14 protein-coding genes are annotated in these 15,442 nt (G+C 62.3%); 1 reads left to right on the top strand and 13 read right to left on the bottom strand.

Translation table 11 applies throughout. The annotated features are described in order from the left end of the window. Window positions 1-2: 2 nt before the first annotated feature. Both cobF and DDE76_RS04550 read right to left on the bottom strand, forming a co-directional pair. Window positions 3-731, bottom strand: coding sequence for a precorrin-6A synthase (deacetylating) (cobF, locus tag DDE76_RS04555; protein ID WP_104891652.1), 729 nt, complete (start codon window positions 729-731; stop codon window positions 3-5). A 63-nt stretch (window positions 732-794) separates the two neighbouring features. After that, a complete protein-coding gene (locus tag DDE76_RS04550) occupies window positions 795-1,262 on the bottom strand; it encodes an Lrp/AsnC family transcriptional regulator (protein ID WP_104891651.1) in 468 nt (155 codons plus the stop codon). 121 nt (window positions 1,263-1,383) lie between these two features. On the opposite strand from DDE76_RS04550, the gene putA reads away from it, so the two are divergent. Beyond that, window positions 1,384-4,755, top strand: coding sequence for a bifunctional proline dehydrogenase/L-glutamate gamma-semialdehyde dehydrogenase PutA (putA, locus tag DDE76_RS04545; RefSeq protein ID WP_104891650.1), 3,372 nt, complete (start codon window positions 1,384-1,386; stop codon window positions 4,753-4,755). 64 nt (window positions 4,756-4,819) lie between these two features. Here putA and DDE76_RS04540 read toward each other — a convergent pair whose 3' ends face one another. The 11 genes from DDE76_RS04540 to DDE76_RS04490 form a co-directional block, all read right to left on the bottom strand. Beyond that, a complete protein-coding gene (locus DDE76_RS04540) occupies window positions 4,820-6,400 on the bottom strand; it encodes a peptide ABC transporter substrate-binding protein (RefSeq protein ID WP_104891649.1) in 1,581 nt (526 codons plus the stop codon). A 27-nt stretch (window positions 6,401-6,427) separates the two neighbouring features. Next, window positions 6,428-7,420: an ABC transporter ATP-binding protein gene (locus DDE76_RS04535; RefSeq protein WP_104891648.1), complete on the bottom strand. Its 993-nt coding sequence runs from the start codon at window positions 7,418-7,420 to the stop codon at window positions 6,428-6,430. Further along, on the bottom strand, window positions 7,417-8,421 hold the full coding sequence (locus DDE76_RS04530) for an ABC transporter ATP-binding protein (protein WP_104891647.1): 1,005 nt from the start codon (window positions 8,419-8,421) through the stop codon (window positions 7,417-7,419). The genes DDE76_RS04535 and DDE76_RS04530 overlap by 4 nt, the downstream gene beginning before the upstream one ends. Then, window positions 8,418-9,590: an ABC transporter permease gene (locus DDE76_RS04525; protein ID WP_198650836.1), complete on the bottom strand. Its 1,173-nt coding sequence runs from the start codon at window positions 9,588-9,590 to the stop codon at window positions 8,418-8,420. Before DDE76_RS04525 ends, DDE76_RS04530 begins: the two co-directional genes overlap by 4 nt. Then, a complete protein-coding gene (locus tag DDE76_RS04520; protein WP_104891646.1) occupies window positions 9,587-10,516 on the bottom strand; it encodes an ABC transporter permease in 930 nt (309 codons plus the stop codon). The genes DDE76_RS04525 and DDE76_RS04520 overlap by 4 nt, the downstream gene beginning before the upstream one ends. A gap of 149 nt (window positions 10,517-10,665) precedes the next feature. Next, entirely contained in the window at window positions 10,666-11,172 is a 507-nt protein-coding gene (locus tag DDE76_RS04515) for a GAF domain-containing protein (RefSeq protein ID WP_104891645.1), read from the bottom strand. Continuing rightward, entirely contained in the window at window positions 11,169-11,672 is a 504-nt protein-coding gene (locus DDE76_RS04510) for a GAF domain-containing protein (RefSeq protein ID WP_104891644.1), read from the bottom strand. The genes DDE76_RS04515 and DDE76_RS04510 overlap by 4 nt, the downstream gene beginning before the upstream one ends. Before the next feature lie 100 nt (window positions 11,673-11,772). Next, window positions 11,773-12,507: an ABC transporter ATP-binding protein gene (locus tag DDE76_RS04505; RefSeq protein WP_104891643.1), complete on the bottom strand. Its 735-nt coding sequence runs from the start codon at window positions 12,505-12,507 to the stop codon at window positions 11,773-11,775. Beyond that, window positions 12,504-13,340 (bottom strand): ABC transporter ATP-binding protein, encoded by an 837-nt coding sequence (locus tag DDE76_RS04500; RefSeq protein ID WP_104891642.1) that lies wholly within the window; start codon window positions 13,338-13,340, stop codon window positions 12,504-12,506. Before DDE76_RS04500 ends, DDE76_RS04505 begins: the two co-directional genes overlap by 4 nt. 40 nt (window positions 13,341-13,380) lie before the next feature. Further along, window positions 13,381-14,283: an ABC transporter permease gene (locus tag DDE76_RS04495; RefSeq protein ID WP_198650835.1), complete on the bottom strand. Its 903-nt coding sequence runs from the start codon at window positions 14,281-14,283 to the stop codon at window positions 13,381-13,383. Then, a complete protein-coding gene (locus DDE76_RS04490) occupies window positions 14,283-15,296 on the bottom strand; it encodes an ABC transporter permease (protein WP_245891801.1) in 1,014 nt (337 codons plus the stop codon). Before DDE76_RS04490 ends, DDE76_RS04495 begins: the two co-directional genes overlap by 1 nt. Between the last annotated feature and the right edge of the window lie 146 nt (window positions 15,297-15,442).

The following is a 15,442-nucleotide window of genomic DNA, read 5'->3' as shown; positions in this document are numbered from 1 at the left end:
CACTACTCCGGCTTACGCAGAAGATAGGTGTCCATGATCCAGCCATGGCGCTCACGGGCCAGAGTGCGGGTGTTGACGATGGTTTCACAAACATCGCCCAGCCGTCCGGCGACCAGGATCTGCTCGGGCGTGCCGAGATAGGCGCCCCAGAAGATTTCAAGATTGGGGTCGGCATCGCGAAACGCCATTTGCCCATCCAGCATCACCACAGTGTCGGTGGTGACGGCGCCAAGCTTGCGGCCCGGCGTGATCAGCACCGGCTCGCCAATGCGATTGAGGGCGATGCCATGGGCAGCCGTCAAGGCCTGAACGGCGGTAATGCCCGGAATGACTTCAACCCGGATCGGCTCAGCAACTAGGGCGAGAATGCGCAGCGTGGAATCGTAGAGCCCCGGATCGCCCCAGACCAGAAAGGCCCCAGTGCCATTCTCCGGAACATCGGAGATCAGCATTGCGTAGATATCGGCAAGGGACCGGTGCCAGTCGGCGACACCCTGACCATAATCGGCGCTCTGGGCGTCACGCCTGGGTACGGCATAGCCGATCTGGCGCGGATCCGGCCTGAGTACATGGCGGGCAATGATCGTGCGCCGAACATCGGCCAGATCGGATTTGCCCTCACCCTTGTCCGGAATGAACAGCACATCGGCCCGGTTAAGGGCCTCGATCGCGGCGACCGTGACGTGCTCGGCGCTGCCCGTCCCGATCCCGACGACAAGTATGGTTTTCATGGTTGCCCCCGCACCATTGCTCCTGCCGCAATGGCAGAGCCTTGCCCGCCTGGCAAGTCGTGACTATTCCGCGTCGTCCTTGACCGCTTCCATCGAGACATGGGTAGAGGTATGCGCGACATGTGGCAGGGCCGAGATTTTCTCGCCCAGCACCTCCCGATAGGCGGCGATATCCTTGGTGCGAACCTTGAGCAGATAGTCAAAGCTCGAAGCAATCATATGCGCCTGCTCGACCTCGGGCAGGCCACGCACGGCCTTGTTGAATGCGTCCAGCGCCGCTTTGCGGGTGTCGCTCAGGCGCACCTCGACAAAGGCCACATGCGGCAGGCCCAGCCGCGTCGGGTCGATTACGGCCCGATACCCCAGGATATATCCTTCGTGCTCCAGCCGGCGGATACGGGCCTGGCAGGGGGTCTTGGACAGATTGACCCGACGGCTCAGTTCCGCAACGCTGATCCGGCCGTCACTGGCCAGTTCGTTGAGAATGCGGCGATCGATCTGGTCCAATGGACTGCCGGGCGGGAACTTCATAGGCGCTTCTCTGATTATCTGGTGCGCTGATGTTTCAATCACCTGTCGGTGCATAGCAGATCAGGCGAAACGGCCATAACGTTTCTGGCATCATGGCGCTGAAAATCAGGATTGACCGGTTATGCCACAGACCCCGCCTCGCCAATTGCTTCGCGCCCGGCTCCATGCCGACGAAACCACGCTCGTCAGCGACCTGATCGGCCAGACTGGCCTTGACGATGTGGCCCGCGCTCAGATTTCGCGGCGCGCCGTCGACCTTGTTCAGGCGGTCCGTAGCAGCACCAAGCTGGGACTGATGGAGAGCTTTCTGGCCGAATACGGCCTGGATAGCGAGGAAGGCCTGGCGTTGATGTCGCTCGCCGAAGCCCTGCTGCGGGTGCCCGACAGTGAGACGGTCGATGCCCTGATCCACGACAAGATTGGCGGCGCCGATTGGGCCCGCCATTTTGGCGGTTCCGAGAGCCCCCTGGTCAATTTCTCGTCATGGGCGTTGAACCTGACTGCCGAAGTTCTGGGCGATCCCGAAATCGCCCCGAAATCGGCGTTGCACCGGGCCGTGGCGCGGCTGGGTGAACCAGTCATTCGCACTGCCGTCAGCCATGCCATGCGTCTGATGGGCAGCCAATTCGTCTTCGGTCGAACCATCGACGAAGCCGTTGCGCATGCCAGAAAGCCCGAGGCCCTGGGCTATCGCTATTCATACGACATGCTGGGCGAGGCGGCCCGCACGGCCGAGGACGCGCAGCGCTATTTCCATGCCTATCTCAACGCCATCAACGCCTTGGCACCGCATTGCATTCATGGCTCGGTGCGCGACAATCCCGGCATTTCGGTCAAGCTCAGTGCCTTGCACCCGCGCTATGAATTTGCCCAGCGCGAACGCGTGATGACCGAACTGGTCGACGTCACCCGTCAGCTCGCTCTGGTCGCGGCAAAGGCCAATATGGGCTTCAACATCGACGCTGAGGAGGCCGACCGGCTCGACCTCTCGCTGGATGTGATCGAAGCTGTACTCGAAACACCCGAATTGGCGGGCTGGAACGGCTTCGGCGTGGTGGTGCAAGCCTATGGCAAGCGGGTTCTGCCGCTGATCGATTGGCTGGAGGAAACTGCCGCCCGGCTGGACCGCCGGATCATGGTACGGCTGGTCAAGGGGGCCTATTGGGACGCCGAGATCAAGCGCGCGCAAGTCATGGGCCTGCCTGGATATCCGGTCTTCACCCGCAAGGCGGCGACCGATGTGAGCTATATCGCGGCGGCGCGAAAGCTGTTTGGCGCCGAGCATATCTACCCGCAATTTGCGACCCACAACGCCCATACCGCCGCCGCCGTCCTGCATTTGGCCGCCCAGACAAGCCGGGGAAAGGACAGCTATGAATTCCAGCGGCTGCACGGCATGGGCGAGCAATTGCACGATGTGCTGCGCAAGTCAGAGGGGACGACCACGCGTATCTATGCGCCAGTGGGGGCGCACAAGGACCTACTGGCCTATCTGGTGCGCCGCCTGCTGGAAAATGGTGCCAACGGTTCCTTTGTGTATCAGATTGCCGATGACGACATTCCAGCCGAGACGGTGGCCGAGGATCCGATTGGCAAGCTGCTGGCACTGGGCGACGCCATTCCCAATCCGGCCATTCCGCAACCCGCGGCGATCTTTGGCGACCGCCGCAACTCCGAGGGGCTGGATCTGACGGACCCGGTTGCATTCGGAGCGATGCAGACGGCCCGCAACGCTCTTGCCAAGCATCAGTGGAAGGCAGCCAGTGTCGGCGCCATGGAGGAATGTTCAGATGACGTGGTTGAGGTAATCAACCCGGCAAACCATGCTGACAAGGTCGGGGAGGTAACACCGGCCTCTCAAGAACAGGTGCAGCAAGCCATCACAGCAGCACGCGGGTCGCGGTGGAGCGAAGTGCCGGTTGCCGAGCGCGCTGCCATTCTGCGGCGTGCTGCCGATCTTTATGAGGCCAACGCTGCCGAGTTCTTCGCCCTTCTGGCCCGTGAGGCCGGCAAGAGCTGGGCCGATGCGGTTGCCGAACTGCGCGAAGCCGTTGATTTCCTGCGCTATTACGCTGATGAGGCGCAAAAGCTGAAAGCCCCGGCCCGCGGCCCCTTTGTTTGCATCTCGCCCTGGAATTTCCCGCTCGCCATTTTCACCGGGCAAGTCTCTGCCGCGCTGGTGGCCGGCAATCCTGTGCTGGCCAAGCCGGCGCCGCAGACCCCGCTCATTGCCTGGCGCGCCGTGCAGTTGATGCATGAGGCCGGGGTACCCGAGGATGCCGTGCAACTTCTGCCCGGTGGACCGGAGGTGGGGACGCAACTAACGTCCAACCCTGCCATCGCGGGCGTTGCCTTCACAGGTTCCTTGCCGACGGCGCGTCGCATCGAACAGGCTATGGCCCAGCATCTTTCGCCCCATGCTCCGCTTATTGCGGAGACCGGTGGCCTGAATGCCATGGTGGTGGATACCACCGCGCTGACCGAGCAGGCGGTGCGCGACATTATTGCTTCGGCCTTCCAGTCGGCCGGTCAGCGCTGCTCGGCGCTGCGTGTCCTCTATGTCCAGGAGGAGGCGTATGAACGAACCATGGAGATGCTCAAGGGCGCCATGAACGAATTGGCAGTCGGCAATCCATGGGCTCTCAAAACCGATGTCGGACCGATCATCGATGTTGCGGCCCGGGACAAGATTTTGGCCTACATTGAAGCGCGAAAGGGCCGCCTGCTGCATCGCCTGGAAGCGCCCGAAGGCGGCACCTTCGTTGCGCCGACGGTGTTGCGGGTAAGCGGCATTGAAGAAATGCCGGAGGAGATCTTTGGACCAGTGCTGCATGTCGCGACATTTGACGGTGACGATCTCGGCAAGGTCATCTCCGCCATCAATGCCTCCGGTTACGGTCTGACCTTCGGCATGCACACCCGCATCTCCTCGCGGGTGAAGCGGCTGGCCGACATGGTCCATGCCGGCAATATCTATGTGAACCGCAACCAGATCGGCGCTGTTGTCGGCAGTCAGCCCTTTGGCGGCGAAGGCCTTTCGGGCACGGGTCCCAAGGCCGGTGGTCCTCACTATCTGCCACGCTTCACCCATGCTGATACGACCCTGCAATCGGCAAGGATCTATCTTCCGGGCCCGACGGGTGAAAGCAATTGCCTTCATGTGGCGCCGCGCGGCACGCTGCTCTGCCTCGGACCGGCGCCGGAAGACGTGGCCACACAAATGGCCATGGCCGAAGAGGCGGGATGCCGGTTCGAAACGCGGGAACTCGATCTCGATTGCTTGCGCACGGGCGGTGGTTTTGACGCCGTTGCCTGGTTCGGCGACGACCAGACCCTCACATCGCTGCGGCAGGCGCTCAGCCAGCGTGATGGTGCGCTGTTGGCGACCCTGACGGGGCGGGGCGACATTGCCCGCCTGCAGCTTGAACGACACGTCTGCATCGACACAACGGCTGCGGGTGGCAATGCCTCCCTGATGGCGGCGGCGGTCTGACCCGCGGATACAAGAAAGGCCCGCAGGAGTGATCCCGCGGGCCTTGTGCTTTCAGTAGTGCCGCTTACTCGGCGATTTCTGCGTCGCGGAAATAGGGCACGTTGAGCGGCGAGCGCCAGAACCCGGTCACCTCCGGGCTCATCATCATGTAGTTGTAGCGATGGTACTGCGGCAGGATGACGTGGTCGTTCATCAGGATGGCCTCGGCTTCCCGCATGGCATCCCGCGATACGGCCTCGTCCGAAGCCGACTTGGCCTCGGCAATGGCCGCGTCGTAGTCCGCATTGGACCAGTTGTTGAGGTTGTTGGCGCTGCCCGACACGAAGTTGTCGAGGAAGGTCATCGGGTGCGGATAATCGGCACCCCAGCCCATCTGCGCGATCTGGTACTCGACCTTCTGGACCTCCGGATAATAAACCTGCCACTCAGTCGCCTGGATGGCGACGTCGATATTGAGGTTTTCCTTCCACATCTGTTGGATGGCTTCGAGCAGCTTCTCGATCGGTGGCGAGGAATAGGTCACGAACAGGGTTTCGGGGAAGCCTTCGCCATTGGGATAGCCGGCTTCGGCCAGTTCGGCCTGGGCGCCTTCAACGTCTGCGGTTTCCGAGAGACCGAAATTGTCGCGGCCATCGGTGAAGTCTTCGCCGGCAAGACCCATGCCCGGAGGCACGAGGCCGATTGCCGGGACATCTGCTGACTGCAGCACGAACTCAACAATCTCCGAGCGGTCAATGGCCATTGAAAGGGCCTTGCGCACATGCAGATTGTCGAGCGGCACCTGGTTCGGGTTGAAGAAGGCGTAGGTGGTCCCAAGGGCCGGCACGATCATGAAGGCGTCCGATTCCACCGACAGGCGCGGAATTTCCGGGGCCGGAACCGCCTCGATGCCATCCACGTCGCCCGCTTCCATCGCGGCAAGCGCCGTTGCCGGATCCGGGATCAGGCGGAAGGTGAGTTTGTCGAGGCTCACTTCGTCGGCCGCGTAGTAGTTCGGGTTCTTCTCGAACACCACCGACTCGCCCTGGTTGAACTCGGTGACGCGGAACGGGCCGGTGCCGATGAAGGTCGCCGGATCGCGGGTCCAGCCTTCCGGATCGGCCGAGACGACGTCTTCGCGGACCGGGTAGAAGGTCGGGTAGTTGAGCAATTGCAGCATATAGGGCACGCGCTGCTTGAGCGTGAAGGTCAGCGTCTTGTCGTCAGGAGCCGAAATTGCGATGGCCTCGGCATCTCCGCCGCCAAAGGCCTCTTCAGCGCCCACGATGTGATAGAGCATCTGCGAGTTCATCGCGCCCGAAGCCGGGTCGAGCACGCGCTTCCAGGCATAGACGAAGTCGGAGGCCTTGACCGGCTCACCGTCGGACCACAGCGCGTCGCGCAGCGTGAAGGTGTAAGTCAGGCCATCGTCCGAGATGTCCCAGCTTTCGGCCAGGGCCGGAACCACTTCGCCCTCGGCGTCGAGGCGCACCAGGCCCTCGAAAGTATTGCCGATAATGGGCGCGGCAAAGGTCTCGGCGGTGGTGCCGGGATCGTACTTGGCGCTTTCATTGTTGACCACATAGGTCAACTCGCCGGCGGCAAGGGCTGCGCCCGTGCTGCCCAGCAGGGCCGCTGTCATCAGCGGCAGAACCATCTTTTTCATTCGCGTTCTCTCCTGTTGTCGGGGATTCTATGCCCCGGTGGATTGTTGCGCCAGTTCCCCGGCGAAGTGGCAGGCGGACAAATGGCCGCCGCCAACATCGGTCAGCGGCGGATCGACCCGCGCGCAAAGATCGGTGGCCATCGGGCAGCGCGTCCGGAAACGGCACCCCGAAGGGATATCGATGGGGCTGGGTATTTCGCCCTGCATCGGCTCGACCGCGCGCGCCGCCTCAGGGTCGGGCACCGGAATGGCCGAGAGCAGCGCCCGCGTATAGGGGTGGCTGGGGCGGTGATAGAGATCGGCGCTGGAGGCAAGCTCGACAATACGGCCCAGATACATCACCCCGATCCGGTCCGAAATATGCCGGACCATGCTGAGGTCGTGGGTGATGAACAGATAGGTCAGCCCCAGCTCGGCTTGCAGATCCTCGAGCATATTAACGACCTGCGCCTGCACCGACACATCAAGCGCCGAGATCGGCTCGTCGCAAATGACGAGGTCCGGCTCCAGCGCAATGGCCCGGGCAATGCCGATGCGCTGGCGCTGGCCGCCGGAGAACTCATGCGCAAAGCGGGCCCCCGAATCCGATGGCAGGCCGACGCGATCCAGCAGGTCCGCCACTTTCTTGCGTCGTTCGGCCGGCGTGCCGATGCCGCCGATGTCCAGCGGCTCGGCAATCAACTCGCCCACGCTCATGCGAGGGTTGAGGCTGGCATAGGGGTCCTGGAAGATCATCTGCACGCGGCGCCGGAATGTTCCGGTCTGGCGATCGCTGCCTTTGCTGACGTCTTTGCCGTCAAACAGGATGCTGCCCGATGTCGGCTCGTGCAGGCGGATAACAGTGCGCGCCAAAGTCGACTTGCCGCAACCCGACTCCCCGACAAGACCCAGCGTCTCGCCCTTCATCAGGTCGAGATCGACGCCATCGACCGCGCGCAGCACAGGTTTTGGCGTGAACGGTGCCGAAGGCAGGCGGAAATGCTTGTGCAGGTCACGAAGCTGGAGCAGTGGCTGGGTCATGCGGCCACCTCGTGCACGGCGTCGACCTTGGGCGCGTCGGGGTGTTGCAGCCAGCAGCGGGACTGATGACCCTCGCCGAACAAGGGCGGCAATTCGGCCAGGCAGCGGGTCATCGCATGCGGGCAACGCGGCGCAAAAGGGCAACCGGGAGGGGGCGCCAGCATATTGGGCGGGCTGCCCGGAATGGGCGTCAGGCGCCGATGGGTATCGTCGCGGAGGTCTGGGACCGCCCCGAGCAGGCCCACCGTATAGGGATGTCCCGGCGCGGCAAACAGCTCGCGCACCGGCGCGGTTTCCATGACGAGTCCACCATAGAGCACCAGCACACGGTCGGTGACTTCGGCGATGACACCCAGATCGTGCGTGATGAGGATGACCGCCATGCCCAGCCGCTGCTGCAGATCCTTGAGCAGGGCCAGGATCTGGCGCTGGATGGTCACGTCGAGCGCCGTAGTCGGCTCGTCTGCGATCAGCAGCTTGGGGTCGCAGGCCAGGGCAATGGCAATCATCACGCGTTGGCGCATGCCGCCTGAGAATTCGTGCGGATAGGATTTGAGCCGCGCCGCGGCCGATGGAATGCGCACCAACTCAAACAACTCTACGGCACGGGCCCGGGCCTGGGCGCGGCTGATCGACCTGTGGCGCAGGATCGCCTCCATGACCTGCTCGCCAACCGTCAGGGTCGGGTTGAGCGAGGTCATCGGGTCCTGGAAAATCACGCCAATGCGGTTGCCGCGCAGATCGGACAGGGCATTTTCATCGAGCGAGAGCAAGTCGGTGCCCTCGAAATTGGCGCTGCCCGACTTGATACGGCCACCAGTCTTGAGAAGCCGCAGCACGGACATGCAGGTGATCGATTTGCCCGAACCGCTTTCCCCAACCAGACCGAGGATTTCACCGGGGCGCACGTCGAAGCTGACACCGCGCACGGCTTGAACCTCACCACGGCGGGTGAAGAAGGAGGTCGCCAGATCGCGGACGGAAAGGACAGTCTGGGTCATCCGCGCAACCTCGGATCAAGGGCGTCGCGCAGACCATCGCCCAGGAAATTGAACGCGAACATGGTCAGCGAAATCGCGGCAGCGGGGAAGAACAACTGGTGCGGATAGGTTCGCAGGGTCTCCACCGCCTCGGAGGTGAGCGAACCCCAGGACGCCAGCGGCGGGGTCACGCCAAGGCCGATAAAGCTCATGAAGCTCTCGATGAAAATGGCCGACGGGATCAGCATGGTGAGGGTGACGATGATCGGCCCGATGGAATTGGGCAGCAGGTGCTTGGTGAGAATGCGGGTAGGCGACGCGCCCATGGTGCGGGCCGCTGCGACATAGTCCTGACTCTTGAGGCTGAGGATTTGCCCACGCACGATGCGGGCCATGTCCACCCAGAACACCGAGCCGATGGCCACGATAATCGAGAGCAATCCTGAGTCGAACACCACCATCAGCAGCACGACATAAAGCGTGAGCGGAATGGTGGAGATAATCTCGACAATGCGCATCATCACCGCATCCACGCGCCCGCCGACATATCCGGCTATGCCGCCATAAAAGACGCCGATGCAGAAGTTCACCAGCGTGGCGACAAAGGCGACGGTCAGCGAAATCTGCGCGCCATAGAGCTGGCGCACCAGGATGTCCCGGCCAAGCTGGTCAGTGCCGAACAGATAGGTGCGGTTCCAGCTCCAGCCAGAGGGGCGCAGCTCCGTGCCGTCCTCCAGCAACAATCTGGCCGGGAGCCTGGAATAGTCCAGCGTGACGGCCTGGTCGCCGAATTCATAGGGCTGGCTTTTCTTGATGATGTCCTTGCGGCCGCCGCGCAGCAGGCCGAGCACATGTCCCTCCGCATCGACCTCGTAGAGATTGAAATTCGAGGCGTTGAGGAAGAAGCGCGTGACTGAGCCGTCCTCCTGCGGGACGGCATAGGTCTCGAAGGCGGGCGGGATGTTAGAGAGCTTCAGATCCTGCCGGAAATAGGTGTGCGGCGAGAGATACGGGCCGAAAAAGGCCGCCAGCACCAGCGCGACGATGAACACGATGGAAATGACCGCAGGCTTATTGGCCCACAGCCGCCGGCGCACCTCCTGCCCATAGGTTGGCGCGGGCGGCGGCGGGGGCGGCACGGCGGCACCAGCGGGCACCTTTGCCCACATGTCCGGAGCGATATCGGTCATGCGGCGGCCTTGGTCAGTTTGATGCGCGGATCGAGCCAGACATAGAGCAGGTCGACGATGAGGATCATCACCATGAGAATGGCAGCATAGAAGATCGTGATGCCCATGATGGCGGTGTAGTCACGATTGGTGATCGAGAGCACGAATTGCCGTCCGATGCCGGGCAGGGCAAAGATTTGCTCGATGACGAAGGACCCGGTGACCAGGTTCGCCACCACCGGCCCCAGCACGGTGACAACCGGCAAAAGGGAATTGCGCAATCCGTGCTTGAACAGGATCTGGCCGGGCTTGAGCCCCTTGGCGCGCGCGGTGGTCATGTAGTCCTGTTCCAGGGTTTCAAGCAGGGATGAGCGCGTCAGGCGCGAAACGAAGGAAATCCAGAAGCCCGAAAGGGCAAAGACCGGCAGGAAGTAGCCGCGCCAGTCGTCCAGTCCGAAGGTCGGCACCCAGCCAAGGCGCAGCGCAAAGACGTAAAGCGACACGGTCGCAATGACATAGCTGGGAATGGCAACGCCCAGCGTGGCAATGAACATCACGGTGGTATCGGGCCAGCGATTGCGGTTGAGTGCGGCGATCACGCCAAGCGGCACACCCAGCGCCACCACGCAGATGATGGCCAGAAGGCCCGTCTGCAGGGTGACCGGCAGTCCCGCCGCAATCATCGAATTGATCGAAACGCCCGGATATTTGAACGAGGGCCCAAGGTCAAAGCTCGCGATGCTGCCCAGATAGTTCAGATATTGCTGCCAGATGGGCAGGTCGAGGCCGTATTTGGCATTGAGCGCCGCAGCGATCTCCGGCGCCAGCATGCGCTCGGACACGAAGGGGCCGCCGGGGACGGCGTGCATCAGAAAGAAGGTTAGTGTGATGATGGCGAACAGGGTCACCGCCATCATGCCCAGACGCTGGGCCAGATAGCCGATCATTCCCGAAAGCCCATCAAGTCATGGCAGCGCCCCACCGCATGCTCCCCTCTGCTCCAGAACCCATTGCAGCACTGCCCATGCTGCAACTCAAGTGGTTAGTAAAAATTTTTTGCTCAAAAATGAATTTTTTTACAAGCTTTGCCTAATCATCAGACGCCGAAATGGCGGCGCAGAATGAGGAAGACGGCGGTGGCCGGGATAATGAGATCGGCCGCGCGGGCGATCGCCTCAGGGCCATAGCGGCCCTCTTCGTCAAGCGCATTGATGGTGCCGACCAGTTCGTTGCCCACCATGATCGGCACGCTGATCGATGAATTGCAGCCCAGGGACCGGATCAGGGCGAGATCGGGGAATTGTCCCTCCATCCCGGCAGCAGAATTAATGGCGGTGATCCGCCGTTCGGTTCGCATGGCCTCGAACCAGTCGTCGAGCACGATCGGCTTGGTACCCAGCACCGGATAGACTACTGGATGGCTCGAATAGACGCGGCGCACCTGCATAAGGGGCATCTCGATGGCGGTGAGCGTGAACAGCCTGGCGCCGATCAGCGTCTTGGCCAGATCGTGCAATGCAGCGCCGGTCGCGAGCGGATCGGCATTGCGGGCGAGGGCTTCCTCGAAATTGCGGAATGCGGTGTCGCGAGAAGTGCTGCTCATGCGCGCGCCTCCTGGGTCTGCGCTACAAGCACCGCCAGCTTGGCCGGAACGGACAGCAGCTCGCGCACGATTTGCACGCGCTCTGGCGTGTAATAGCCCGCGACGTCGAGAATGTTCATGGTGGCCACCAGTTCATCGCCGATGACGATGGGCATGTTGATGACCGACTGGCAGCCCAGTTCGTTGATCAGTTCATGGTCGAAAAAGACCTGGGCGATATCCTCGATGGTGTTGGCGACGAAATACTCCCGCTGTTTGTGCACCACGTCGAACCAGGGGCCGTAATTGATCGGCTTGGTGCCCGATGCCGGATAGTTCACCGGATCGCTGGTATAGGCGCGGCGGGCAACATCAGCGGCCATGTCGACGGTCATGATGGTGAAGAGCTTGGCGCCCACGCTGGCCTGGGCCAGATCCTGCAGGGCCTTGTAGGCGGCCTCGGCGGTTTGCGCCACGGCGATGGCGGCGTCGAAGGTTGCGAGGGCTTCGGTGGTGGTCATTCGGGGGTCGTCCTGAAAATACTAAAAGTGTGGTCCGCTATCGTGCGCCGGGTGACGACACTGTTGTGGGATCGGACCTGTCCCAACCGCCCTGCCAGGCTTACCCGCCCTCCGTCGCAGCGAGCAGTTCGCGGGAATAGGGCTCCTTGAGGTCGCCGGATTTGAGTTGGGCGACATCGGCGATTTCGACGATGCGGCCATGGCGCATCACCGCAAGTCGATCACAGAGAAAGCTCACCACGGGCAGATTGTGGGTGACCATCAAGAAAGTCAGCCCCTGCTCGCGCCGGAGACGCTTCAGGAGGTTTAGGATTTCGGCCTGCACGGACACGTCGAGCGCCGAGGTCGGCTCGTCGAGCAGCATCACCTTGGGCTCGAGCATCAGGGCGCGGGCAATGGCGACGCGCTGGCGCTGGCCACCTGAAAGCTGATGCGGAAAGCGGAAGCGGAAGCGCTGGTCCAGGCCCACTGCAGTCAGCATGGCCTCAACCCGCTCGCCCCGATTGCCAAGGCCATGAATGGCCAGCGGTTCGCTCAGAGCCGCGTCGATGGTCTTGCGCGGATGCAGCGAGCCATAGGGGTCCTGAAACACCATCTGCACCTTTCGCGACACGTTGCGATCGACATGATGGCTGCGGGCCTCGCCCATCACGGAAATGTCGCCGGTCCAGTCCGGGGCAAGACCAGCAATGGCGCGCAGAATGGTGGATTTGCCCGAACCGCTTTCACCAACCAGGGCGAAGCTCTCGCCCTCGGGAATGGAGAGGTTCACATCGAAGACGACCTTGGTGTCGCCATAGGCAATATCGAGATTGGTGAGGTCTATGGCGTTCATGTGCCGGCCCATTGCGTGCGGTCGAGCACGGGAAGTTCGTCGCGGGTTTCGTTGATCACCGGCATGGCGGCGAGCAGGCCCCTTGTGTAGGGGTGCTGCGCGTTCTCGAGCTGGCCGGCTGCACATTCCTCGACCACGCGACCTCCATTCATCACCAGGATGCGGTCGCAATAGCGGCTGACAAGGTTAAGGTCATGGCTGATCAGGATCAGCCCCATGCCCTTGTTGCGCACCAACTCATCGATAATGTCGAGCACCTGCGCCTGCACCGACACGTCGAGCGCCGAGGTCGGCTCGTCCGCAATCAGCAATTCGGGTTCGGGGATCAGCATCATGGCGATCATGATGCGCTGGCCCATGCCACCCGAGACTTCATGCGGATAGAGTTTTGCCACCCGCTCGGGATCATTGATCCGCACGGCATGCAGCATCTCGATAATCCGCGCCTGCACATCGCGGCGCGGCAGTTTCTGGTGCGTCACCAGCGCTTCGGCAATCTGCTCGCCCACCGTCATCACCGGGTTGAGCGAGAATTTCGGGTCCTGCATGACCATGGAAATGCGAGCGCCGCGAATGGCGCGCATCTGCTTTTCGCTCTGGCTCAGAATGTCGACGCCGTCGAACTCAAGCATGTCCGCGGTGACTTCACCCGGCTTGCGGATGAGCTTGAGGATCGAGCGTCCGGTCATCGATTTGCCCGACCCGCTTTCGCCCACAATGCCGAGGCGTTCGCGGCCGAGGGTGAACGACAGGCCCTTCACCACTTCAACGCGCCCGGTATGGGTGGGGAAGCTGACACGAAGGTTTTCGACCGTGAGGAGGGGGGCGGCCATCAGCTGTTGCCCTCACTGGTCTTTTGCATTTTCCGCTCGGTCAATTCTTGCCCTCACTTTTGGGATCAAGTACATCGCGCAGCCCGTCGCCCAGGAAGCAGAAGCCCAGCGACACAATGATGATGGCAAAGCCCGGCATGGTGGCGACCCACCACTGGTCGAGAATGAAGGTGCGGCCACGCGAAATCATCGCGCCCCATTCGGGCAACGGTGGCTGGGCGCCCAGCCCGATGAAGCCCAGGCCTGCGGCAGTCAGGATCACGCCGGCCATGTCGAGTGTGACGCGGATAATCATCGATGAGGTGCACAGCGGCAGGACGTGCTGCACGATGAGGCGGATCGGTCCGCCACCGGCGAGTTGCACAGCCTGGATATATTCGGCATTGCGGATGGTCAGCGTTTCGGCGCGGGCGATCCGCGCATAGGCCGGCCAGGAGGTGATGGCGATGGCAATGATCGCATTGTTGATACCGGGGCCAAGCGCGGCCACGAAGGCCAGCGCCAGGATCAGCTTGGGGAGCGAGAGGAAGATGTCGGTAAAGCCCATCAGGATGCGATCCACCCAGCCACCGAAATAGCCGGCGATGGCACCGATCAGCAGCCCCAGTGGCGCCGAGATCAATGCCACCAGCAGGACAATGGTCAACGTAATCTGCGAACCCCAGACCACGCGGGAGAAGATGTCGCGGCCCAGCTCGTCCGTGCCCATCCAGTGCGCTGCCGAGGGGGGCATCAGCCGGTTGGCGAGGTCCTGCCCGACCGCCGAATAAGGCGCGATCCAGGGGGCGAAGGCCGCTGTCAGCAGCAGCACCAGGATGATGGCCCCGCCCAACACGGAAAGCGGATTGCGCATCAGCGCGGTGAACACGCGATAAGCGCGGCCAACATTGGCCTGCAAGCGGGATGTCGGAGAATCGGCCAGAAGCCAGTCGCGTGTGCTCATCAGCGGGCCCTCGGGTCGAGGACGCGGTAAAGCACGTCCGAGATCTTGTTGATGACGATGAAGACGGCCCCGATCACCAGCGTTGCCCCGAGCACCGCGTTCATGTCGGCATTGAGCAGGGCCGTGGTCAGGTAATTGCCGATGCCGGGCCAGGAAAAGACGGTCTCGATCATCACTGAGCCTTCCAATAGGCCCGCGTAGGAGAGACCGATCACGGTAATCAGCGGCACGCGGATCGGGTTGAAGGCATGGCGCCAGATCACGACGCGCTCCGGCACGCCCTTGACGCGAGCCGTGGTGACGAACTCCTGGCTCAACTGGTCGAGCATGAAGCTGCGCGTCATGCGGGCGATATAGGCGAGACTGAAAAAGCCCAGCACGGCCGCTGGCAGAATGATGTGGCTCACTGCGTTCCAGAAGATGTCGATCTCCCCGCGAAGGAGGCTGTCGATCAGGATCATGCCCGTGACCGGTTCCACCAGCCCATCATAGAAGATGTCGAGCCGTCCCGGGCCACCGACCCAACGCAGACGCGCATAGAATAGCGCCAGCCCGACAAGGCCCAGCCAGAAGGCGGGCACGGAATAGCCCAGCAGGCCAACCACGCGGATCGCCTGATCCAGCCACGAGCCCTGTCGTGCGGCGGCGGTTACGCCCAGGGGAATGCCGATGGCGCAGCCAATCAGAATGCCCAGCGTGGCCATTTCGAAGGTGGCGGGAAAGAAACGGGAGAGATCCTCGATCACCGGCCGGCCAGTAGAGACCGACATGCCCAGATCGCCGGTGAACACATTGCCCACATAGGAAATGAACTGCATCCACAGCGGCTGGTCGAGCCCCATGGCAATTTTGGCGACGTCATATTGTTCCTGCGTCGCCCTGTCGCCGACCACGGCCAGCACCGGGTCGATGGGAATGACCCGGCCGATGAAGAAGGTAATGGCCAGAAGGCCCAGAAAGGTCAGAAAGAGCGTGAGGACGAAGCCGCCTCCTGTGGAAAAGCCACGAACGATGCGTCTGCTCGCAGCACCAGGTGCCGGTTCCGGCGTCGCGCTTTGCTGATCAATCGCCACTCGAAATCCTTTCGGAGAAACAAGCTCTTATGGCCACCGGCCAGATGCGCCAGCAGATCGCAAAAGCTTCACATTTCGCTTTCACC

The sequence above is a fragment of the Devosia indica genome (assembly GCF_003056405.1).
Lineage (GTDB): Bacteria > Pseudomonadota > Alphaproteobacteria > Rhizobiales > Devosiaceae > Devosia > Devosia indica.
This window is presented reverse-complemented; position numbering and strand designations above follow the sequence as displayed.